This is a genomic window from Streptomyces sp. SLBN-8D4, from assembly GCF_049739545.1.
In the GTDB taxonomy this organism is placed as follows: Bacteria; Actinomycetota; Actinomycetes; order Streptomycetales; family Streptomycetaceae; genus Streptomyces; species Streptomyces canus_C.
Genome location: NZ_JBMGQC010000001.1, coordinates 2903537 through 2924004 on the forward strand (window position 1 = coordinate 2903537; position 20468 = coordinate 2924004).

The window sequence follows — 20468 nt, forward strand, 5'->3', positions numbered from 1 at the left end:
CCGCAGCGCCGCACACCCACTGTGCACAGGAGTCCTCGACTCCGCGTCGGCCGCACGGGCGGCCGACGAGGCGTGCTGTGACCGTCAGCTCAGCCGTCGCCCTCCGTCGCCAGGCCCGCCGCCGCCTCGTGCATCGCGAGTTCCAGCAGCGCCGGATCGACGAGGATGCCGGAGCCGTCCGGCGGGACCAGCCAGCGCACCCCTCCCCCGGCCACCCGGCCCGGATACGGCACGACGATCCAGGTGCCGGCGCCGGCCGTACGGATACCGGTGCCCAGCCAGCGGGCCGCGGTGCCCGGCGGCACGAAGAACCCCATGCGCGCGTCGCCGAAGTCGACGAGCACCGGACCGAGCCGGTCGAGGATGCGGGTCAGGACGTCGAGCGTCGGATAGCCGAGCTCGCCCGGCAGGATCAGTACGTCCCAGGCCTTGCCGGCCGGAAGCAGCGCCACCCCGAGGGGGTTGCGCTCCCACTCCCAGCGGCAGGCCTCGGGATCCGGTGCGACGGATGCCAGCCACTCGACCGCCGTCTTCGCCCCAGTCATGAGAAGACCTCCCTTTCTCTCGTCGACGCCTGTCGCGTCCCGAGGGAGAGGAAGGTCTCCCGGCGAGCATTACGCGGGTTCTGACCACCCGTTGGGGTGAACCAGATCACATACGATCGTTCAGCTGTCGAATCCCAGACCGAACCTGTCCATGGTCCGCAGCCACAGGTTGCGCCGCCCGCCGTGCGCGTCGGCCCGGGCCAGGGACCACTTGGTGAGGGCGATGCCGGTCCAGGCGAAGGGTTCCGGCGGGAAGGGCAGCGGCTTCTTGCGGACCATCTCCAGCGAGGTCCGCTCGGTGGTCTCCCCGGCCAGCAGGTCCAGCATCACGTCCGCCCCGAACCGGGTCGCCCCGACGCCGAGCCCCGTGTAGCCGGCCGCGTACGCCACCTTGCCGTGGTGGGCGGTGCCGTAGAACGCGGAGAACCGCGAGCAGGTGTCGATCGCGCCGCCCCACGCGTGCGTGAAGCGGACGCCCTCCAGCTGCGGGAAGCAGGTGAAGAAGTGCCCGGCGAGCTTGGCGTAGGTCTCCGGCCGGTCGTCGTACTCGGCCCGCACCCGGCCGCCGTACGGGTAGACCGCGTCGTAGCCGCCCCACAGGATCCGGTTGTCGGCGGAGAGCCGGAAGTAGTGGAACTGGTTGGCCGAGTCCCCGAGCCCCTGGCGGTTCTTCCAGCCGATCGACGCGAGCTGCTGCTCGCTCAGCGGCTCGGTCATCAGGGCGTAGTCGTAGACCGGCACGGTGTACGCCCGCACCCGCTTGACCAGGTTCGGGAAGATGTTCGTGCCGAGCGCGACCTTCCGGGCCCGGACGGAGCCGTACGGCGTGCGTACGGCCATGCCGGCGCCGTACGTCCGCAAAGTAAGGGCGGGGGTGTGCTCGTAGATGCGGACGCCGAGCCTCAGACAGGCCCGCTTCAGGCCCCAGACGAGCTTGGCCGGGTTGAGCATGGCCACGCCCCTGCGGTCCCACAGCCCGGCCTCGAAGGTCGGTGAGGCGACCTGTGCGCGCACCGCGTCGGCGTCCAGGAAGTCGACGCCGTCGGCCAGGCCCTTCTCCTGGAGCTCCTCGTACCAGTCACGCAGTTCCCGGGCCTGGTACGGCTCGGTCGCCACGTCGATCTCGCCGGTGCGCTCGAACTCGCAGTCGAGGTCGTGCCGGGCGACGGCCTTCTCGATCTCGTCGAGGTTGCGGGCGCCCAGCTCCTGAAGCCTGTGGATCTCGTCCGGCCAGCGGGTCAGCCCGTTGGGCAGGCCGTGGGTGAGGGAGGCGGCGCAGAAGCCGCCGTTGCGACCGGAGGCGGCCCAGCCCACCTCGCGGCCTTCCAGCAGGACGACGTCCCGTCCGGGATCGCGCTCCTTCGCGTTGAGCGCGGTCCACAGCCCGCTGTAGCCGCCGCCGACCACCAGCAGGTCGCAGGTCTCGGCGCCGGTGAGGGCGGGTTCGGGGTGGGGTCTGTCGGGGTCGTCCAGCCAGTACGGGACCGGCCGGGCTTCGGAAAGTGCCTTTGTCCAACGGCTCATGCCTACGCCTTTTGCCTGTTCCGACGATTTCCGATGACCATCGAGACCAGCACGAGCAGCACGGCGACGAGGAACATGGTCGTACCGATGACATTGATCTGCACGGGCGTGCCGCGCTGTGCCGAACCCCAGACGAACATGGGGAAGGTGACGGTCGAACCCGCGTTGAAGTTGGTGATGATGAAATCGTCGAAGGAGAGCGCGAAGGACAGCAACGCGCCCGCGGCGATTCCGGGGGCCGCGATGGGCAGAGTCACCCGGAGGAAGGTCTGGACGGGACTCGCGTACAGATCCCGGGCTGCCTCCTCCAGGCGCGGGTCCATCGACATCACGCGCGCCTTGACGGCGACGACGACAAAGCTGAGGCAGAACATGATGTGGGCGATCAGGATCGTCCAGAAACCCAGCTGAGCACCCAGGTTGAGGAACAGGGTGAGCAGCGAGGCCGCCATGACGACCTCGGGCATCGCCATCGGCAGGAAGATCAGCGAGTTCACGGTGCCCCGCGCGCGGAACCGGTAACGGACCAGCGCGAAGGCGATCATGCTGCCGAGGACGGTCGCGCCGACCGTCGCCCAGAAGGCGATCTGGAGGCTGATCGACAGCGAGCCGCACATGTCGGCGACGCCGCAGGGGTCCTTCCAGGCGTCCGTGGAGAACTGCTGCCACTGGTAGTTGAAGCGCCCCTTCGGTTTGTTGAAGGAGAACACCGTGACGACGATGTTCGGCAGCAGGAGATATCCGAGAGTCAGCAGTCCCGCTATGACGACGAAATGACGCTTGAGCCAGTTGACGAGGGCCATTTAAACCAGATCCTCCGTCCCGGACTTGCGGATGTAGAAGGTGACCATGAGCAGAATCGCGGCCATGAGGATGAAGGACAGGGCTGCCGCCGTCGGATAGTCCAGAATCCGCAGGAACTGGGTCTGGATGACGTTTCCGATCATGCGCGTGTCGGTCGAGCCGAGGAGTTCGGCGTTGACGTAGTCGCCGGCCGCCGGGATGAAGGTCAGCAGCGTCCCGGAGACCACGCCCGGCATCGACAGCGGGAAGGTCACCTTGCGGAAGGTGGTGACCGGCTTGGCGTACAGATCGCCCGCCGCCTCGTGCAGCCGCCCGTCGATGCGCTCCAGCGAGGTGTACAGCGGCAGGATCATGAACGGCAGAAAGTTGTACGTCAGACCGCACACCACCGCGAGCGGCGTGGCCAGGACGCGGTCGCCGGTGGTCCAGCCGAGCCAGCTGGTGACGTCCAGGACGTGCAGGTTGTTGAGGGCGCCGACGACCGGGCCGCCGTCCGCGAGGATCGTCTTCCAGGCGAGGGTGCGGATCAGGAAGCTGGTGAAGAACGGCGCGATCACCAGGACCATGATCAGGTTCCGCCAGCGTCCCGCGCGGAAGGCGATGAGATAGGCGAGCGGATACCCGAGCACCAGGCAGAGGATGGTCGCGGCACCGGCGTACAGGATCGACCGCAGGAACTGCGGCCAGTAGTTGGCCAGCGCGTCCCAGTAGGTCGCGAAGTGCCAGGTGACCTTGTATCCCGTCTCCAGGGAGCCCGTCTGCACGGAAGTGGAGGCCTGGTAGATCATCGGCAGCGCGAAGAAGACCAGCAGCCACAGGATGCCGGGCAGCAGCAGCCAGTACGGCGTGAAGCGGCCCCTCTTGCGCGGGGGCTTCTTGCCGGGCGCGGTCGGGGTCAGAGGCGGGGGGGCCTCGGTGAGCGTCGCCATCAGAGCGTCGCCTCTTCCTGGATACCGGCGTCGATGTCCTGATCGGCGTCCAGTCCGAAGGTGTGCGCCGGGTTCCAGTGCAGGACGACCTCGGCGCCGGGCACGAGCCGGTCGTCGCGGTCGATGTTCTGGGCGTAGACCTCGAACTCGGGGCAGACGGGGCTGTCGATGACGTACTGCGTGGAGACACCGATGAAGGAGGAGTCGGCGATCTTCCCGGTGATCCGGTTGCGACCGTCCGGAATCTCCCCGGCCTCGTCGGCGTGGGTGAGGGAGATCTTCTCGGGCCGGACGCCGACCAGCACCTTGCCGCCGGTCGTGGTCGGCCCGGCGTACCTGGCTTCGGGCAGCACCAGCTTCCCGCCGCCCGCCTTCAGCACGATCTCGCCGCCGCTCTTGGAGTCGACCTCGGCCTCGATGAGGTTGGAGGTGCCGAGGAAGTTGGCGACGAAGGTGGTGTTCGGGTTCTCGTACAGGTCGGTCGGCGAGCCGAGCTGCTCGACGCGGCCCGCGTTCATCACGGCGACCGTGTCGGCCATGGTCATGGCCTCCTCCTGGTCGTGCGTGACATGCACGAAGGTGATGCCGACCTCGGTCTGGATGCGCTTGAGCTCCAGCTGCATCTGGCGGCGCAGCTTGAGGTCGAGGGCGCCGAGCGGCTCGTCGAGGAGCAGCACCTTGGGCGTGTTGATCAGCGCCCGCGCCACGGCCACGCGCTGCTGCTGGCCACCCGAGAGCTGGTGCGGCTTCTTGCGGGCCTGCTCCCCCAGCTGCACGAGCTCCAGCATGTCCTCGACCTGCTTCTTCACCGACTTGATGCCACGCCGGCGCAGGCCGAAGGCGACATTCTCGAAGATGTCGAGGTGCGGGAAGAGGGCGTAGGACTGGAAGACGGTGTTCACCGGCCGCTTGTAGGGCGGCAGCCGGGTGACCTCCTGGTCGCCGAGGTGCACGGTGCCCGTCGTGGGCTCCTCGAGACCGGCGATCATGCGCAGAGTGGTCGTCTTGCCGCAGCCGGAGGCGCCGAGCAGAGCGAAGAAGGAGCCCTGCGGGACGGTCAGGTCGAGCGGCTGTACGGCGGTGAAGCCGTTGTCGTACGTCTTGCTGATCCCTGCGAGGCGGACGTCGCCGCTGTTGTCGGTGTTCTTGTTCGTCACGGTGATCACGCCCCAGTCAGCTTCGCGAACTTCTCTTCAAAGGCCGTCTCTTCCTTCGCGCTCAGGGAGCGGAAGGCGTGGGACTTCGCGGCCATGGCCTTGTCGGGGATGATCAGCGGGTTGTTCGCCGCATCCTGGTCGATCTTCGCCAGCTCGGGCTTCACACCGTCGACGGGCGACACGTAGTTGATGTACGCGGCGAGTTCGGCGGCCGGCTTCGGCTGGTAGTAGAAGTCGATGAGCCGCTCGGCGTTCGTCTTGTGACGGGCCTTGTTGGGGATCAGCATGTTGTCGGTCGACGTCATGTATCCGCTGTCCGGGATGATGAAGTCGATGTCCGGGCTGTCGGCCTTCAGCTGGACGACGTCACCGGCCCAGGCGACACAGGCCGCGAAGTCGCCGCTGGTCAGGTCGGAGGTGTAGTCGTTGCCGGTGAAGCGGCGGATCTGCCCCTTGTCGACGGCCTTCTGGAGCCGCGCGATGGCCGCGTCGTAGTCGTCGGCGGTGAAGTTCGCCGGGTCCTTGCCCATGTCGAGCAGGGTCATCCCGATGCTGTCGCGCATCTCCGACAGGAAGCCGACCCGGCCCTTGAGCTTGGTGTTGTCGAGCAGATCGGAGATCGACTTCACCTCTTGGCCGTCGAGGGCCTTCTTGTTGTAGGCGATGACGGTCGAGATGCCCTGCCACACATAGGAGTACGCCCGCCCCGGGTCCCAGTCGGGGTCACGGAACTGCTGGGACAGGTTGGCGTAGGCGTGCGGCAGGTTGGAGGAGTCCAGTTTCTGGACCCACCCCAGCCGGATGAGCCGCGCAGCGAGCCAGTCGGTGAGCACGATGATGTCGCGCCCGGTGTCCTGCCCTGCCGCCAGCTGGGGCTTGATCTTCCCGAAGAACTCGACGTTGTCGTTGATGTCCTCGGTGTACTTGACCGAGATGCCGGTCTGCTCCTTGAACTGGTCGAGCGTGGGATGGTGCTTCTCGCTCTCGTCCACGTCGATGTACTCGGTCCAGTTGGAGAAGTTGACGGTCTTCTCCTTGGCCGAGTGGTCCTCCGCGGAGACGCCGCCCTGGGTGTTGCCGGCCGCGGGGATGCCGCAGGCGCTCAGCGTCCCGAGGCCGCCGACCGCGAGCGCGCCGCCCGCGGAGGCACGCAACAGGGATCGCCGGGTCATGGCGGCCCGGCCGTTGCGGAAACTGCGCCGCATGGCGGCCACTTGGGCCGGTGACAGGCGGTCGGGCTCGTACTGCTCCATGCGCTGGTGCCCTTTCGGGAAGGTGGGCGGCCGCGGGTCGGGCGGCCTGTATACGGCTATCGGTCCCCGAAGATCGTGCGGTGCCAGTCCTTCCTGACAACCGCCGTATTTTCGAACATAACGTGCTTGATCTGGGTGTACTCCTCGAACGAGTACGAGGACATGTCCTTGCCGAAGCCGGACGCCTTGTACCCGCCGTGCGGCATCTCGCTGATGATCGGGATGTGGTCGTTGACCCACACGCACCCGGCCTTGATCTCCCGCGTGGCCCGGTTCGCCCGGTAGACGTCCCGGCTCCAGGCGGAGGCGGCGAGCCCGTAAGGGGTGTCGTTGGCGAGCCGGATGCCCTCGTCGTCACCGTCGAAGGGCAGCACGACCAGCACCGGCCCGAAGATCTCGGACTGGACGATCTCGCTGTCCTGAGCGGCGTCGGCCACCAACGTCGGCTTGTAATACGCCCCCTTGGCGAGCTCCCCGCCCGGCGCCTCCCCGCCGGCCACCACGCGCGCGTAGCCACGCGCACGGTCGACGAACCCGGCGACCCGGTCCCGCTGGACATGCGAGATGAGCGGCCCGAGATCGGTACCGGCGGCGAAAGGGTCCCCGAGCCGGACGCTCTCCATGAGCGCGGCAGTCCTCTCGACGAAGGCCTCGTACAGCGGTCGCTGCACGTACGCACGGGTGGCGGCCGTGCAGTCCTGCCCGGTGTTGATGAGCGCGCCCGCGACCGCCCCGTTGACGGCGGCCTCCAGGTCGGCGTCGTCGAAGACGACGAACGGAGCCTTGCCACCCAGCTCCAGATGGAGCCGCTTGACGGTGGCGGTGGCGATCTCGGCGACCCGCTTGCCGACGGCCGTAGACCCGGTGAAGGAGGTCATGGCCACGTCGGGATGCCCGACCAGCCGCTCCCCCGCCTCCTTCCCGGTCCCGGTGACGATGTTGATGACCCCGTCGGGAATCCCGGCGTCGGTGGCGGCCTGGGCGAAGAGAAGCGAGGTGAGCGGGGTGATCTCGGCGGGCTTCAGAACAATGGTGTTGCCCGCGGCGACGGCAGGAAGGATTTTCCAGGCGGCCATCTGCAGCGGATAGTTCCAGGGCGCGATGGACCCGACGACACCGATGGGCTCACGCCGGACGTACGACGTGTGGTCCCCGGAGTACTCACCGGCGGACTGCCCCTGAAGATGCCGAGCGGCCCCGGCGAAGAACGAAGTGTTGTCGATGGTGCCCGGAACGTCGAACTCCCGGGTCAGCTTCAGCGGCTTCCCGCACTGGAGCGACTCCGCGCGGGCGAAGTCCTCGGCGCGCTCGGCGAGCACGGCGGCGAACCGGTGCAGGGCGTCGGAACGGTCACCGGGCGTGGTGGCCGCCCAGCCCGGGAAGGCCGCGCGGGCCGCGGCGACCGCGGCATCGACGTCCTCGACGCCCGCCAGCTCATAGGTGAAGACCTCCTCCCCGCTCGCGGGATCCACGACCGCGTGCGTACGACCGGAGGTCCCCTTGGTGAGACGCCCTCCGATGAACTGCGCGCCGTCGGCGAACCGCTCCTGGGCCGCGAACCGGTCCGGGGTGGCACTGCCCGGGTTGTGCATGTCGCTCTCCTCCGCCGTGACCCCGCGGTTACCGCGGGCGGGTGGCGTAGCTCCAGCTCGATTTGAGTGCCGATCCTGACAGAGCAATGCCACTCCTACAAGTGATTCCGTTGTTGCCTTTCGGTTACGCGACGGAATCTGTCGACCAGGTGTCGAGTCGCCCCGAAAAAGGAAGGACGGAGTGTCAGTGGTTCCTGCCAGACTCGCGTGCATGGGGAAGATCACGGGGAAGATCGATTCACAGGATGCCCTGGTCCAGCAGGTCCGGGCCGGAGCGAAGGTCAGGTATCTGCACTTCTGGGGCCACCGCCCGCGCCCGGACGGCCAGGTGGGTGCGAGCTGTCTGAGCCAGTGGTGGCCGTCACCGTTCGTGGTGGACGGGGTGGCCTATGCGACCGCCGAGCACTGGATGATGGCGGGCAAGGCGCGGCTTTTCGAAGATCAGGAGGCCGAGCGGCGCGTGCTGGCCGCAGGGCACCCCTCCCAGGCCAAGAATGCGGGCCGTCTGGTCCGCGGCTTCGACGAGCAGACCTGGCAGCGCGAGCGCTTCGGGCTGGTCGTCGAGGGCAGCGTCCACAAGTTCGCGGCCCACGAAGACCTGCGGGAGTACCTCCTGAACACCGGCGACCGGGTCCTGGTGGAGGCCAGTCCGATGGACCGGGTGTGGGGCATCGGACTCGCGGCGGACGACGGGGCGGCGAGCGACCCCGAGCGCTGGCGAGGCCCCAACCTCCTGGGCTTCGCGCTCATGGAGGCGAGGGACCGCCTCAGAAACGCCTGAAGGGGACCCGCGCGTCGCGGCGGATCCCCTTCGTCCTTCCCCGTCCGGTACTACGCCACCGAGGCGGCCGTCGCCACGACGGCCAGGGACCCGTCGTAGTAGTCGGAGTCGTCCTCCGAGTTGATGGCGGCCGCGATGCCGATGATGAGCGAGACGATCACGGCGACGCCGATGATCGTCCCGATGATCCCCATGATGAAGCCGGCCTGCGCCTGCCCGCGGTTGGTGGCCTCCCCCCGCTCGGCCTTCTTGCGCCCCTTGATCCCGAACACGATGGCGAGGACACCGAGGATCACCGAGAGGATGCCGTACATGCAGAACAGGGCGCAGGACAGGATGCCCAGCACCATGGCGGCGACACCCATGCCGTTCTGCGGGGGCACGGGCGGGGCCCAGCCGCCGTACCCCTGCGGGCCCTGCGGATACGCCGGGTAGCCGTAGCCGACGGGAGCGCCGGGCCCCTCGGGCCCGATGGGCGGCGGCGGCACGGAGGCGGGCCCACCGGGTATGCCCTGCCCGGGGGCCGGATAGCCGTATCCCGGAGCGGCCCCGGGCGGCGGGAAGCCGTAACCGCCGTCAGGCACAGACGTCACAGTGGCCTGATCATGCACGGACGGCGACGGCGGCTGCCCGGGCGAAGGACTCTTCTCCAACGAAGGCCCACCCTCCGGCGGCGCCCACGGATCCCGACCGTCCCCGCTCGACTGCGTTCCGTCCGTCATGCTCATGTCCCCCTAGGTCGTTCGTGCGGCCATGCTACGTGAGCGGTGAGCTGCGCTGCTTGGGCCGGACGCCTACGGGGGTGCCGGGTTCGGTTCTGGTGCGGCTGCGGGTGTGTGGGGGCTGGTCGCGCAGTTCCCCGCGCCCCTGGGTGGGTGCAGTCACGTGCACCGCGATGGGCCGTTGGCCGCGTACGGCGGGCAGGGGACGGGGTGGGGGGGGTGTCCGCCCGCAGCGCCCGGCGTCCGTTACCGAGCACTACTCAAGAGACCGAGCCGCCGGACCGAGGACGGATACCCCCCATCCCGGCCCCGACCCCACACCACACCGCACGCGCTACACCCGCCCCCACCGAGGCCGCAGCTGCGCCGCAGGCATCCAGGGGCGCGGGGAACTGCGCAAAAACGCCCGCCCCCACCGAACCCGCACGAGAACCCGCTCGACCGCCAGAGGCACCCCCACCCGCCTAACATGTTCCGCATCGATCAGCCGATCACCGCAAGGGAAGGCCCCATGCCGACGACGCCCCACCACCTGCACGCCTTCATCGCCGACCTGCCCAAGGCCGAACTCCACGTCCACCACGTCGGCTCGGCCTCCCCCCGCATCGTCTCCGAACTGGCCGCCCGCCACCCCGACTCCAAGGTCCCCACGGACCCCGAGGCACTCGTCGACTACTTCACCTTCACGGACTTCGCCCACTTCATCGACGTCTACCTCAGCGTCGTGGACCTGATCCGCACCCCCGAGGACGTACGGCTCCTCACCTACGAGGTCGCAAGGGACCTCGCGCGCCAGCAGGTCCGCTACGCCGAGCTCACCATCACCCCGTTCTCCTCGACCCGCCGCGGCATCGACGAGCGCGCGTTCATGGAGGCCGTCGAGGACGCCCGCAAGGCGGCGGAGTCGGAGTTCGGCACGGTACTGCGCTGGTGCTTCGACATCCCCGGCGAGGCCGGTCTGGAAGCCGCCGAGGAGACGACCCGCCTCGCCACCGACGACCGCGTCCGCCCGGAGGGCCTGGTCAGCTTCGGCCTCGGGGGACCCGAGATCGGCGTCCCCCGCCCCCAGTTCAAGCCGTACTTCGACCGGGCGGTCGCAGCCGGCCTGCACTCGGTCCCGCACGCCGGCGAGACGACCGGCCCGGAGACCGTGTGGGACGCCCTCACCCACCTGCGCGCCGAGCGCATCGGCCACGGCACGAGTTCCTTCCGGGACCCGAAGCTCCTCACGCACCTCGCGGAACACCGCATCCCGCTGGAGGTGTGCCCCACCTCCAACATCGCCACCCGAGCCGTCCGCACCCTCGACGAGCACCCGATCAAGGAGTTCGTGAAGGCGGGGATAGTCGTCACGATCAACTCCGACGACCCCCCGATGTTCGGCACGGACCTGAACAGCGAGTACGCGGTGGCGGCGCGGCTCCTGGACCTGGACGAAGAGGGCCTGGCCCGACTCGCGAAGAACGCGGTCGACGCGTCGTTCCTCGACGAGCCCGGCAAGACCAGGATCAAGGACGAGATCGACACGTACACGGCCACCTGGCTCGCGCCGTGACCCCGCTGACGGCCGTGGCACACCGCGGCGACCCCTACCGCGTCCGTGAGAACACGATCGGCTCCCTGCGTGCCGCGCTCGACCGGGGCGCGGACGCGGTGGAGGTCGACGTACGGCTCACCAGGGACGGCGTGCCGGTGCTGCTCCACGACGAGACGCTCAAGCGACTGTGGGAGCACGACCGCCCCCTCCTCTCCCTGTCGGCGGACGAGGTACGAGGGCTGACGGACGGCAGGGTGCCGACACTCGCCCAGGCCCTCGAAGCCACCGACGGCCACCGCCTGATGCTCGATCTGCCCGGCACGAGAGAGGTACGCGCGGCCCGCCGCGTGGTCGACGTGGTCCGCGAGTGCGGTGCCCTGGACCGCGTGTACTACTGCGCCGACGCCACCGCCATGCTGGCCGTCCGCGAGGCCGACCCGTCCGCGGAGATCGCGCTCACCTGGACGAGCCTGGCACCCCCGCGCCCGGTCCTCCTGGACGCGGTGAAGCCACGTTGGCTCAACTACCGTTTCGGCCTCATGGACCAGGACCTCGCGGACCGTATCCACGCCGACGGCTACCTGATCTCCGTGTGGACGCCCGACACCCGCCGCTCGATGCGCCGCCTCGCCGCCCTGGGCGTCGACTCGATCACGACGAACCGGGTGGACGTGCTCTGCGCGCTGAGAGCGCACACGGACGGGAGTCAGACCCCCGAGTACGCCCGCGGCGGCGCGATCGCCTGAGCGTCCGCCCCCTCCCCCACCCACAGCCGGATCAGCAGGGCCGCGGTCGCCTCGACCAGGCCCGCCCGGTCCAGTCCTCCGGCGTTCAGCGGCTCGCAGCCCAGGTCGCGGACGAGTCGTCGTACGACGGTCAGGGCCCCCTCGTCGTCCCCGCACAGCGGCACCGCGAGGGGGCGGCCGTCGAAGACGGGCGGGGTCAGCCGCCAGACGTCGACGTGGCACAGGTTGAAGGCCTTCACGACGTGCGCCGAAGGCGCGGCGGACGCGATGCGTTCGGCGGCCGAGGGGCCACCGGAGGTGAGCAGTCCGAAACCGGGCCCCACGGGATTGGTGCAGTCGATCAGCACCTTGCCGCGGAGAGCGTCCCCCAGCCCACCGACGACCTCGACGACCGCCTCGTACGGCACCGCGAGCAGCACCGCGTCCGTCCCGGACTCCGCCGCCTCGCGCAACCCGCCCGAGCGGCTGCCGGTGACCACCTCGTGTCCGGCCCGCCGCCACTGCGTACCCAGTGCGTCCGCCATACCGCCCCGGCCGATGATTCCCACCCGCATGACGTCTCCTCCTGTTCGCCAAAGCCTCGGTTTCTCCGGATCCGGGACGACATTAGGAAGCCGCTCGGGCACCATTCGGTACGTGACCGCCGACCTCGACTTCCTCGCCGACTGCCGCACCCGCCTCGCCTTCGACCTCGTCGCGAACACCTGGAACCCGGTGGTGATCTGGGCTCTCAAGGACGGCCCCGGGCGCCCCGGTGAACTCCGGGCGCGCATCGGCGGGATCAGCCAGAAGGTGCTGACGGAGACGCTGCGCCGACTGGAGTTCAACGGGCTCGTGGCACGTCGGGCCTACGGCGGCTCCCCGCCCCGCGTCGAGTACGAACTGGACCGCCCTGGGGCGGACGTTGATCGCGCCGATCGAGGCGTTCGGTGTCTGGGCGCACGATCACGGCGACGAGGTGATGGACGCCCAGGAGCGCCACGGCGGCGCTACACCCGGGACCGCTGAACAACCGTCGCCGCGTCGACGGGAGTCGACCGGGTGACGTACTGCGGCACGGGGGCGTCGTCCCTGCCGGTGTCACGGACCAGGCCGTAGCGCGTGACTCCCTGGTCGGGGCCGGTGGTGATGTCCTTCTCCACCGCGTCCCGGCTGGACGGGAAGACGCTGAGGCCGTAGTCGGCGCCGCGTTCGTTGACCGTGAGGTTGACGCTTCCGTCGACGTAGAAGTACTCGTTCTGCCACATCTGCTGGGTGCCGGCGGGCAGGACGGCGTAGCCGACGGTGGCGTTGCCCATGCCGGTGGCGGTGGGGTCCGTCGCGCTGACGCGATCGTCCATACGGCGGCCGCCGCCCGAGGCGACGTGGAAGAGCTCGCCCTTGAGGCCGGTCCAGGCCGGCATGACCAGGCCGCCGGCCCGGTACTGGGGCGAGATCTGCCAGCGGACGAGGACGTAGCCCCGGCCGGTGAGTTGGACGCCGTCCCCGCGGTGGTTCAGTACGGCGTGCGCGCCGCCGGTGCTGGTGATGCCGGTCTCGGGCCGGTGCGGCAGGGCGGCGGGCGGGGTGTCCGGGTTCGGGGCCCGGTCGGCGGCGTCGACGACACTGCCGTAGAGGACGGTCTTCGTCGGTGTCTCCGAAGGAGATGGCGACGGGGACGGGGACGGCGAGGACGACGGTGTGGCCGGCACCGAGGGCGGCCGGTATGTGCTCGCCGCTGTGGGCGAGCCCGCCACCCGCGGCGCCGGGGCCTGCGGGGTCTGGGTGACGACGTACGCGCCGCCGGCGACGATCGTGGCCCCGGCGGTGGCCGCGACGACGGGCTGGGTGAGCGCGCTCAGCACCTTGGCGGACCAGCTGACGGACGCGACAGTGGCGGTGGCGGCCGCGGCGGTCTTGCCGCCGAGGGCCAGCGAGAGCGTGAACCCGACCGGGAGCGGCACCAGCGCGATCCCGACGAGCAGCCGCTCCGGCGGTACGACGGACTCGCGGGTGTCCCCGCAGTAGCCGCAGCCGCGGATGTGCCGGGCGAGGCGCTTGCGCCAGACCGAGTCGGGGCGGCCGTTCCAGCGGGCGGTCAGTTCGCGCAGGTCGGGGCAGGCGCCGTCGAGGGCGCGGACGATGCCCCGGGAGGTGTCCAGGCGCTCCTTCATCCGCTGGACGCGCACGGCGGCGTGCTGCCGGCTGATGCCGACGGCGGCGGCCAGTTCACGCCGGGTGAGTTCGCCCGCGACCTCCAGCCACCACAGCGACAGCAGTTGCCGGTCCTCGTCGTCGAGCCAGCGCACGGCCTCCGTGACCTCGCGCCGCTGTCCCTCCAACTGAAGGCGCAGGACGGCCAGTTCGGCGAAGTCGGCGGCTCCGCGGGCGGCCGACTCGTCCAGCGGGGCGGCGGTCCTGCGGCGGGCCCGGTCGCGTATCTGGCGCATGGCGATGGCGACCAGCCAGGACCGGAAACTGTCCGGGTCGCGGAGACTGCCGAGGTTGCCGACGGCCCGCAGCATGGTCTCCTGGACGACGTCGTCGACGTCGGCGTGGCCGTTCAGGGCACGGCCCACGATGTTGTACACCAGCGGCAGCCAGCCCTCGACGAGCTCGTCCAGTGCCCGCCGGTCGCCGTCCTGCGCCGCCGCGATGGTGTCGCGCCACTGCCGCGTGTCCACGTCGTCCTTTCCGGCCGGTGCCCCCTTCGTGCAAGTTCGTGCGTGGAGACGGAGTGAAGGGCTCCGCGATAACACTTTTTCGCCCCCTAGGGGACTCCCCCCACAACTGCCTTGAAAGCAGCCGGAGTTGCTCAGGGTTCCGCCAGGGGCCGACCCCTCCCCGCCGACGATCCCGCCACCTCGGCAGCCACGCAGGCTGATCACACATATCCCACATCCCACATCCGCAGGAGCCGACCCATGCGTGACATTCGCCGCAGAAGCATTCTCGCCGGCGCCCTCGCCCTTCCCCTGACCGCCGGCCTGCCGACCGCGTCCGCGTCCGCAATCACGACCGTGACCACGACCACCACCACAGGCTCCGCACCGGACGCCGAGGCGCTGCGCGCGGCGATCGCGGGGCTCCCCGACGCGAACGCCACGGCGGCCCTGGTCCGGGTCGGTGGCACCGAGGGCCGCTGGCGCGGCAGCTCGGGCGTGCACGATCTGGAGAGCGGGCGGCCCGCCGATCCGGCCGCGCGGTTCCGGGCCGGTTCGACGACCAAGGTGGTCACGGCGGCGGCCGTACTGCGGCTGGTGCACGAGGGGCGGATCGACCTGGACACCCCGGTCCAGCACTACCTGCCCGGCCTCCTCGGCGGGCGGTTCCGGCCGGTCGCGGTGCGGCAGTTGCTCGACCACACCAGCGGCATCCCGGCGGGCGACGGTCTGGGCACCACCTTCGAGGAGGTGTACGCCCACCGCTTCGACACGCTCACGCCTCAGCGGGTCGCCGCGTCCGCGGGTGCGAAGGAGCCGGAGTTCTGCCCGGGGAGGCAGCAGCACTATCTCAACATCAACTACACGTTCCTCGGCCTGCTGATCGAGAGGGTCACCGGGCGGTCGTACGCCTCCGAGGCCGCCCGGCTGGTGCTCTGGCCGGCCGGGATGCGGGACACGTACTTCCCGGGCACCGACCCGCGCATCCTCGGCCCGCACAACCGGGGCTACCAGGCGGTGCGGAAGGCCGACGGGACGACCGAGTTCCTGGACGTCACGGAGTGGAACCAGGCGGACCGGTTCGCGGCCGGGGACATGATCTCCACGACCGCTGACCTGGAGCGACTGCTCACCGGCCTCTTCCGGGGCCGGATCGTCCCGCGGCCGCAGCTGAGGGAGGTGTTCTCGGTCCCTTCGGGCATCGCAGGCGCGAGTTACAGCGCGGGCGGCCTCCAGCGCTTCGAGTCCGAGGGGAAGGTCTACTGGGTCAAGTCCGGTGGCCGGTACGGCTACAACTCGGCGATCGCCGCCACTTGCGACCTGAGCCGTACGGTCGTGTACTCGGTCAACTCCACCGACGCCAAGAGCGAGGACGCGAACCCGGTCGTCGTCCGGATCATCACGGCCGCGCTCAAGTAGCGGGCACGGCAGGGGTGTCGGGCGTGGACTCGTACGGGACGAGCGCCTCCAGCCGCTTGATCTTGCGCCGTACGACGTACAGCGGGAGCACCCCGAACACCCCGAAGGCCATGTCGATCACGCTCCACCAGAACGGGATGCCCCGGACGGGCCCGCAGATCAGGGCGAGCGGGACGATCCCGGCGCAGGCGATCATCGCGAACTCGACGACCCAGATGTTGCGGACCGGGTCGCGGTAGGGGCCGTAGAAGGCGACCGCGATGACCAGGTGGGCGAAGGCCAGCCAGTCCGTGCCGTAGAGGAGGAAGGGGTAGTCGGAGTCGGCGGTGTCGAGCCCGCGCCGGACGCGCGCGATCCAGTCCGTCAGGGCGTCCGGCGCGGGAAGGTGCCGCAACGCCTCCTCGGTCCAGCGCAGTTCGTGGACCAGCGGGAAGGCCGTGGCACCGCTGAGTACCAGGCAGACGACGAAGAAGACCAGCCATACGCGGATGCCCCTGAGACGGGCGGCTCTGTCGCTCATGGCAGCAGCGTACGCCTGGAATTGAACATGTTCAAAAGCCCGGTCGGGACGCGGCGGTCTCCGCCAGCTTCTGCCGCGTTAACAACCCTGCGGGTCAATACACCTAGGACCTCGGACATCCCGGCGGTGGGAACCGCGAAGAACCCGAGCGCGAACCGGCAGACGATCTCGGTACCGAGGCTCGCCGCCGCGCTTCCGACCATCGACCACAGCGTCAGTGCTGGAGAAGAGGTCGACGAAGCCGAAGGTCCCGCCGGGATCGACCTTGTTGATCGGGTCGCCGCCCGCGTACGGATAGGCGTTCTTCTCCTTGCCGCTCGGGTCGGGCCGGGTGAAGCGGCCGGGGTTCGGGTCGCAGTAGCGGGACCGGCCCCGTGCCCGCCGAGGCCGCTCCGGCACCCAGCAGTGACAGGGCGGTTGCCGCCACCGTCACCGCGATCGTGGTCCGCGCACGTCTCACCGAACGGGCTCACGCGAGATGGAGCACCTCAGATCAAGACGCTTGTGCATCATGGCCACCACGTCACAGAAGTCGTTTGCGCACACCAAGGATTGCCGGGCACTTCAGCCCTCAAGTGGGCAGCACCAAAAGGGAAGTTGGTCGCGCGAGGTCGGCGTCGAAGAAACCGCGGTCCGATGTGACGTGGTCAACAGGAATGGTGCGCGAGGGGCGGGATCCACGAACGGGTTTCCTGCGCGGACGGGGCGGTTCACCGGGGCAGACGCGGTCAGGCGCGGAGGGGGGAACCCTTCCAGCACTCACCCCGCCGACCCGCGGTCACAACCCCACGATCACGTTCCACCGCTTCGCGTACTCCACCCGCTCCGTCGACGTGATGTCCCGGGCGATCACCAGCCGCCTGCGCATCTCCGCGTCCGGGAAGATCAGGGGGTTCTCGGCGAGGGCCGCGGTGTCCGCGTCCTTCGACGCGGCCAGGACGTCCCGGGCGGCAGGGACAGGGCAGACGTAGTTGACCCAGGCGGCGAGTTCGGCGGCCACCTCGGGGGCGTAGTAGTAGTCGATGAGGCGCTCCGCGTTGCTCTTGTGCTCGGCGCGGTCGGGGATCATCAGGGAGTCCGACCAGAGCTCCGCGCCCTCCTCGGGGACGACGAAGCGGATGTCGGGGTTGTCGGCCTGGAGCTGGATCACGTCCCCGGAGTAGGCCTGGCAGGCCAGGACGTCACCGGTGACGAGGTCCTTGGTGTAGTCGTTGCCGGTGAAGCGGCGGATGTGGCCGTTCCTGGCGTACTTCTCGACCTAGTCGCAGACCTCGTGGAAGTCGTCCGACGTCCACCGGGTGATGTCGACGCCGTTGCCCTGCATCAGCAGCGCGAAGGCCTCGTCGAGCCCGGAGAGCAGGGTGACCCGGCCCTTGAGGTCGCTCGCCCAGAGATCCTTCACATGCCGGATCTCGCGGCCCAGCTTCCCGCGGTTGTACGCGATCCCGGTGATCCCCGACTGCCACGGCACGGTGTGCTTGCGGCCGGGGTCGAAGGACGGTGAACGCAGCAGCGGATCCAGGTGTCCGGTGACGTTGGGCTGCCTCGCACGGTCCATCTCCTGGACCCAGCCGAGCCGTACGAACCGCGCGCACATCCAGTCGCTCATCACGATGAGGTCGCGGCCGGTCTGCTGGCGGTTCATCAGCGCGGGACTGATCTTGCCGAAGAACTCGTCGTTGTCGTTGATCTCCTCGACGTAGTCGACGGATATCCCGGTCCGCCTCGCGAAGGCGTCCAGCGTCGGCCGCCGGGTCGGGTCGTCGTCGTCCGTGTCGATGTAGAGCGGCCAGTTCGCCCAGGTCAGCCGTTTGTCGATGGCGGAGCGATCGGGGACCGACCGGTCGCCCGCGGAGACATACGCGGCGGGCACACCACAGCCGGCGAGGGCACCCAGGGCCGCGCCACCCCCGAGCGCGCGCAGCAGGGAGCGGCGGGCGAGCCAGGGATTGTGCGGGGGGAGTGCCATTCCGGCAGCATGCCGCGCCCACCTGTGGCCGGACAATCGACGCTGCGTCAAGCCGTGGAAGAGCAGACGGACACCTTGTCGACCAACCCGGCGGCAACGCCCCAGGGGCGCGGGGAACCGCGCGACCAGCCCCCACACCCCCGCGGCCGAAGAAACGCCGAAGAAGCGCCGAAGAAGCTACGCGTCCAACGACGTCATCACGTGCTTGATCCGCGTGTAGTCCTCGAACCCGTAACCCGACAGGTCCTTGCCGTACCCCGACTTCTTGAACCCGCCGTGCGGCATCTCGGCGACCAGCGGGATGTGGGTGTTGATCCACACGCAGCCGAAGTCGAGCTTCTTGGACATCCGCATCGCGCGGCCGTGGTCCTTGGTCCACACCGAGGACGCGAGGGCGTACTCGACGCCGTTGGCCCACGACACGGCCTGCTCCTCGTCGGAGAAGGACTGCACGGTGATGACCGGTCCGAACACCTCGTTCTGGATGATCTCGTCGTCCTGCTTCAGCCCGGACACGACGGTCGGGGCGTAGAAGTACCCCTTCTCGCCGACCTGGTGACCGCCCGCCTCGACCTTGGCGTGCGCGGGCAGCCGCTCGATGAACCCGGAGACCTGCTTGAGCTGGTTCGGGTTGTTCAGGGGACCGAACAGCACGTCCTCGTCGTCCGGCTGCCCGGTCTTCGTGTCGGCGGCGGCCTTCGCCAGCGCCGCGACGAACTCGTCGTGGATCGAGGACTGCACCAGCACCCGCGTGGCCGCCGTGCAGTCCTGCCCGGCGTTGAAGAAGCCCGCCACCGAGATGTCCTCGACGGCCTTCGCGATGTCGGTGTCCTCGAAGACGACGACCGGGGCCTTGCCGCCCAGCTCCAGGTGCACCCGCTTCAGGTCCCTGGACGCGGACTCGGCGACCGACATACCGGCCCGCACCGACCCGGTGATCGACGCCATCGCCGGCGTCGGGTGCTCGACCATCAGCCGCCCGGTGTCGCGGTCGCCGGTGATGACGTTGAAGACACCCTTCGGCAGGATCCCGCCGATGATCTCCGCGATCAGCACGGTCGACGCGGGCGTCGTGTCCGACGGCTTCAGGACCACCGTGTTGCCCGCCGCGATCGCCGGCGCGAACTTCCAGACGGCCATCATCATCGGGTAGTTCCACGGCGCGACCTGCGCGCAGACACCTACCGGCTCACGCCGCACGATGGAGGTCAGGCCCTCCATGTACTCACCGGCCGACCGCCCCTCCAGCATCCGCGCCGCACCCGCGAAGAAGCGGATCTGGTCGATCATGGGCGGGATCTCCTCGTCCCGCGTCAGACCGATCGGCTTGCCGGTGTTCTCCACCTCGGCCGCGATGAGTTCCTCGGCCCGCTCCTCGAACGCGTCCGCGATCTTCAGCAGGGCCTTCTGCCGCTCGGCGGGCGTCTTGTCGCGCCAGACCGGGAAGGCCGCCGCGGCCGCCGCCATCGCCGCGTCCACGTCCGCCTGCCCGGACAGCGGCGCGGTCGCGTACGCCTCACCGGTCGCGGGGTTGACCACGTCCGTGGTCCGTCCGTCGGCGGCGTCCCGGAACTCACCGTCGATGTAGTTGCGCAGACGACGCAGTTCGGTGCTCACTGCCGGCCTCCTGAGGGGTTGGAACTGTCCACTGACTGAGACACCCACCCTAATCGGGAGCCCCACGTTTTCAACACCCCCGATCCGGCCAAGGCTGCGAAATCCGCAGGTCTCCGTCACGTAGACAACGAATTTCATCGCCCCAACCTTGCGAAACCGTCGAGACGTCGTGCACAGTGAGCTCGTGGCCAGCCGAAGCACAGACCCCAGGGACTCCCGCGAGTCCAGGAGCGAGGCCAGGAACGGCAGCAGCCCGAACCTGGACGCCGTCTCCCTCGCCATCATCGAGCAGCTCCAGGAGGACGGCCGCCGTCCGTACGCCGCGATCGGCAAGGCCGTCGGCCTGTCCGAGGCGGCCGTGCGCCAGCGCGTCCAGAAGCTGCTCGACCAGGGCGTGATGCAGATCGTCGCCGTCACGGACCCGCTCACCGTGGGGTTCCGGCGCCAGGCGATGGTCGGCATCCACGTCGAGGGTGATGTCGAGTCCGTGGCCGACGCGCTGACCTCCATGTCCGAGTGCGAGTACGTGGTGATGACCGCCGGCTCCTTCGACCTGATGGTGGAGATCGTCTGCGAGGACGACGACCACCTCCTGGAGGTCATCAACCGCCGTATCCGGGCCATCCCCGGAGTGCGCTCCACCGAGAGCTTCGTCTATCTGAAGCTCAAGAAGCAGACCTACATGTGGGGAACCCGATAACCGTGAGGACC

The 20468-nt window shown here is 69.4% G+C and carries 18 protein-coding genes and 2 pseudogenes; 6 read left to right on the forward strand and 14 right to left on the reverse strand.

All coding sequences use genetic code 11. From position 1 onward, the window contains the following. Positions 1 to 89: 89 nt before the first annotated feature. The 7 genes from RKD20_RS12615 to RKD20_RS12645 all read right to left on the reverse strand — a co-directional run bounded on the left by RKD20_RS12615 (position 90) and on the right by RKD20_RS12645 (position 7804). Complete coding sequence (locus RKD20_RS12615; RefSeq protein WP_007385017.1) at positions 90 to 545, reverse strand: hypothetical protein; 456 nt, start codon at positions 543 to 545, stop codon at positions 90 to 92. A 120-nt stretch (positions 546 to 665) separates the two neighbouring features. After that, a complete protein-coding gene (locus tag RKD20_RS12620) occupies positions 666 to 2069 on the reverse strand; it encodes an NAD(P)/FAD-dependent oxidoreductase (RefSeq protein ID WP_424877822.1) in 1404 nt (467 codons plus the stop codon). 2 nt (positions 2070 to 2071) lie between these two features. Then, a complete protein-coding gene (locus tag RKD20_RS12625; RefSeq protein ID WP_020122698.1) occupies positions 2072 to 2872 on the reverse strand; it encodes an ABC transporter permease in 801 nt (266 codons plus the stop codon). Then, positions 2873 to 3802: an ABC transporter permease gene (locus RKD20_RS12630; protein WP_424877823.1), complete on the reverse strand. Its 930-nt coding sequence runs from the start codon at positions 3800 to 3802 to the stop codon at positions 2873 to 2875. Then, on the reverse strand, positions 3802 to 4968 hold the full coding sequence (locus RKD20_RS12635) for an ABC transporter ATP-binding protein (RefSeq protein WP_424877824.1): 1167 nt from the start codon (positions 4966 to 4968) through the stop codon (positions 3802 to 3804). The genes RKD20_RS12630 and RKD20_RS12635 overlap by 1 nt, the downstream gene beginning before the upstream one ends. Further along, positions 4965 to 6212, reverse strand: a complete 1248-nt coding sequence (locus RKD20_RS12640) for an ABC transporter substrate-binding protein (protein WP_424877825.1) — start codon at positions 6210 to 6212, stop codon at positions 4965 to 4967. Before RKD20_RS12640 ends, RKD20_RS12635 begins: the two co-directional genes overlap by 4 nt. A gap of 56 nt (positions 6213 to 6268) precedes the next feature. Further along, positions 6269 to 7804, reverse strand: coding sequence for a gamma-aminobutyraldehyde dehydrogenase (locus RKD20_RS12645; protein WP_424877826.1), 1536 nt, complete (start codon positions 7802 to 7804; stop codon positions 6269 to 6271). A 211-nt stretch (positions 7805 to 8015) separates the two neighbouring features. Here RKD20_RS12645 and RKD20_RS12650 point away from each other — a divergent pair, with 211 nt between their 5' ends. Then, positions 8016 to 8585 (forward strand): NADAR family protein, encoded by a 570-nt coding sequence (locus RKD20_RS12650; RefSeq protein ID WP_424877827.1) that lies wholly within the window; start codon positions 8016 to 8018, stop codon positions 8583 to 8585. A 50-nt stretch (positions 8586 to 8635) separates the two neighbouring features. On the opposite strand, the gene RKD20_RS12655 is transcribed toward RKD20_RS12650, so the two are convergent. Then, positions 8636 to 9307, reverse strand: a complete 672-nt coding sequence (locus tag RKD20_RS12655) for a DUF4190 domain-containing protein (RefSeq protein WP_424877828.1) — start codon at positions 9305 to 9307, stop codon at positions 8636 to 8638. A gap of 511 nt (positions 9308 to 9818) precedes the next feature. Between RKD20_RS12655 and RKD20_RS12660 the strand changes: the two genes are divergently transcribed. Next, entirely contained in the window at positions 9819 to 10862 is a 1044-nt protein-coding gene (locus RKD20_RS12660; RefSeq protein WP_424877829.1) for an adenosine deaminase, read from the forward strand. Next, positions 10859 to 11590 (forward strand): glycerophosphodiester phosphodiesterase, encoded by a 732-nt coding sequence (locus tag RKD20_RS12665; RefSeq protein WP_424877830.1) that lies wholly within the window; start codon positions 10859 to 10861, stop codon positions 11588 to 11590. Before RKD20_RS12660 ends, RKD20_RS12665 begins: the two co-directional genes overlap by 4 nt. On the opposite strand, the gene RKD20_RS12670 is transcribed toward RKD20_RS12665, so the two are convergent. Further along, the gene (locus tag RKD20_RS12670) at positions 11551 to 12144 is read right to left on the reverse strand and encodes an NADPH-dependent F420 reductase (protein ID WP_424877831.1); all 594 of its coding nucleotides are present in this window, start codon (positions 12142 to 12144) and stop codon (positions 11551 to 11553) included. The genes RKD20_RS12665 and RKD20_RS12670 overlap by 40 nt on opposite strands. Positions 12145 to 12226: 82 nt before the next feature. Between RKD20_RS12670 and RKD20_RS12675 the strand changes: the two are divergent. After that, positions 12227 to 12635 (forward strand): annotated as a pseudogene (locus RKD20_RS12675) (winged helix-turn-helix transcriptional regulator). Here the strand turns inward: RKD20_RS12675 and RKD20_RS12680 are convergent. Further along, the gene (locus RKD20_RS12680) at positions 12580 to 14253 is read right to left on the reverse strand and encodes an RNA polymerase sigma factor (RefSeq protein WP_424877832.1); all 1674 of its coding nucleotides are present in this window, start codon (positions 14251 to 14253) and stop codon (positions 12580 to 12582) included. The pseudogene RKD20_RS12675 and the gene RKD20_RS12680 overlap by 56 nt on opposite strands. 240 nt (positions 14254 to 14493) lie before the next feature. Here RKD20_RS12680 and RKD20_RS12685 point away from each other — a divergent pair, with 240 nt between their 5' ends. Continuing rightward, the gene (locus tag RKD20_RS12685; RefSeq protein WP_424877833.1) at positions 14494 to 15651 is read left to right on the forward strand and encodes a serine hydrolase domain-containing protein; all 1158 of its coding nucleotides are present in this window, start codon (positions 14494 to 14496) and stop codon (positions 15649 to 15651) included. Here the strand turns inward: RKD20_RS12685 and RKD20_RS12690 are convergent. From RKD20_RS12690 to RKD20_RS12705, 4 genes and pseudogenes are all read right to left on the reverse strand, one after another. Then, positions 15644 to 16171 (reverse strand): hypothetical protein, encoded by a 528-nt coding sequence (locus tag RKD20_RS12690; RefSeq protein WP_424877834.1) that lies wholly within the window; start codon positions 16169 to 16171, stop codon positions 15644 to 15646. The genes RKD20_RS12685 and RKD20_RS12690 overlap by 8 nt on opposite strands. Positions 16172 to 16249: 78 nt before the next feature. Then, positions 16250 to 16570, reverse strand: a complete 321-nt coding sequence (locus tag RKD20_RS12695; protein ID WP_424877835.1) for an RHS repeat-associated core domain-containing protein — start codon at positions 16568 to 16570, stop codon at positions 16250 to 16252. Positions 16571 to 16949: 379 nt separating this feature from the next. Next, positions 16950 to 18140, reverse strand: a pseudogene (locus RKD20_RS12700) (polyamine ABC transporter substrate-binding protein). A 177-nt stretch (positions 18141 to 18317) separates the two neighbouring features. Then, positions 18318 to 19757: a gamma-aminobutyraldehyde dehydrogenase gene (locus tag RKD20_RS12705; RefSeq protein ID WP_020120941.1), complete on the reverse strand. Its 1440-nt coding sequence runs from the start codon at positions 19755 to 19757 to the stop codon at positions 18318 to 18320. A 169-nt stretch (positions 19758 to 19926) separates the two neighbouring features. On the opposite strand from RKD20_RS12705, the gene RKD20_RS12710 reads away from it, so the two are divergent. Continuing rightward, positions 19927 to 20457 (forward strand): Lrp/AsnC family transcriptional regulator, encoded by a 531-nt coding sequence (locus tag RKD20_RS12710; protein ID WP_020120942.1) that lies wholly within the window; start codon positions 19927 to 19929, stop codon positions 20455 to 20457. Positions 20458 to 20468: the final 11 nt, after the last annotated feature.

What these genes read in the sequence shown, in the direction of transcription:
- RKD20_RS12615 (WP_007385017.1), bottom strand. Translation starts at nt 545, where the DNA reads ATGACTGGGGCGAAGACGGCGGTCGAGTGGCTGGCATCCGTCGCACCG.
- RKD20_RS12620 (WP_424877822.1), bottom strand. Translation starts at nt 2,069, where the DNA reads ATGAGCCGTTGGACAAAGGCACTTTCCGAAGCCCGGCCGGTCCCGTAC.
- RKD20_RS12625 (WP_020122698.1), bottom strand. Translation starts at nt 2,872, where the DNA reads ATGGCCCTCGTCAACTGGCTCAAGCGTCATTTCGTCGTCATAGCGGGA.
- RKD20_RS12630 (WP_424877823.1), bottom strand. Translation starts at nt 3,802, where the DNA reads ATGGCGACGCTCACCGAGGCCCCCCCGCCTCTGACCCCGACCGCGCCC.
- RKD20_RS12640 (WP_424877825.1), bottom strand. Translation starts at nt 6,212, where the DNA reads ATGGAGCAGTACGAGCCCGACCGCCTGTCACCGGCCCAAGTGGCCGCC.
- RKD20_RS12645 (WP_424877826.1), bottom strand. Translation starts at nt 7,804, where the DNA reads ATGCACAACCCGGGCAGTGCCACCCCGGACCGGTTCGCGGCCCAGGAG.
- RKD20_RS12650 (WP_424877827.1), top strand. Translation starts at nt 8,016, where the DNA reads ATGGGGAAGATCACGGGGAAGATCGATTCACAGGATGCCCTGGTCCAG.
- RKD20_RS12655 (WP_424877828.1), bottom strand. Translation starts at nt 9,307, where the DNA reads ATGACGGACGGAACGCAGTCGAGCGGGGACGGTCGGGATCCGTGGGCG.
- RKD20_RS12660 (WP_424877829.1), top strand. Translation starts at nt 9,819, where the DNA reads ATGCCGACGACGCCCCACCACCTGCACGCCTTCATCGCCGACCTGCCC.
- RKD20_RS12670 (WP_424877831.1), bottom strand. Translation starts at nt 12,144, where the DNA reads ATGCGGGTGGGAATCATCGGCCGGGGCGGTATGGCGGACGCACTGGGT.
- RKD20_RS12685 (WP_424877833.1), top strand. Translation starts at nt 14,494, where the DNA reads ATGCGTGACATTCGCCGCAGAAGCATTCTCGCCGGCGCCCTCGCCCTT.
- RKD20_RS12690 (WP_424877834.1), bottom strand. Translation starts at nt 16,171, where the DNA reads ATGAGCGACAGAGCCGCCCGTCTCAGGGGCATCCGCGTATGGCTGGTC.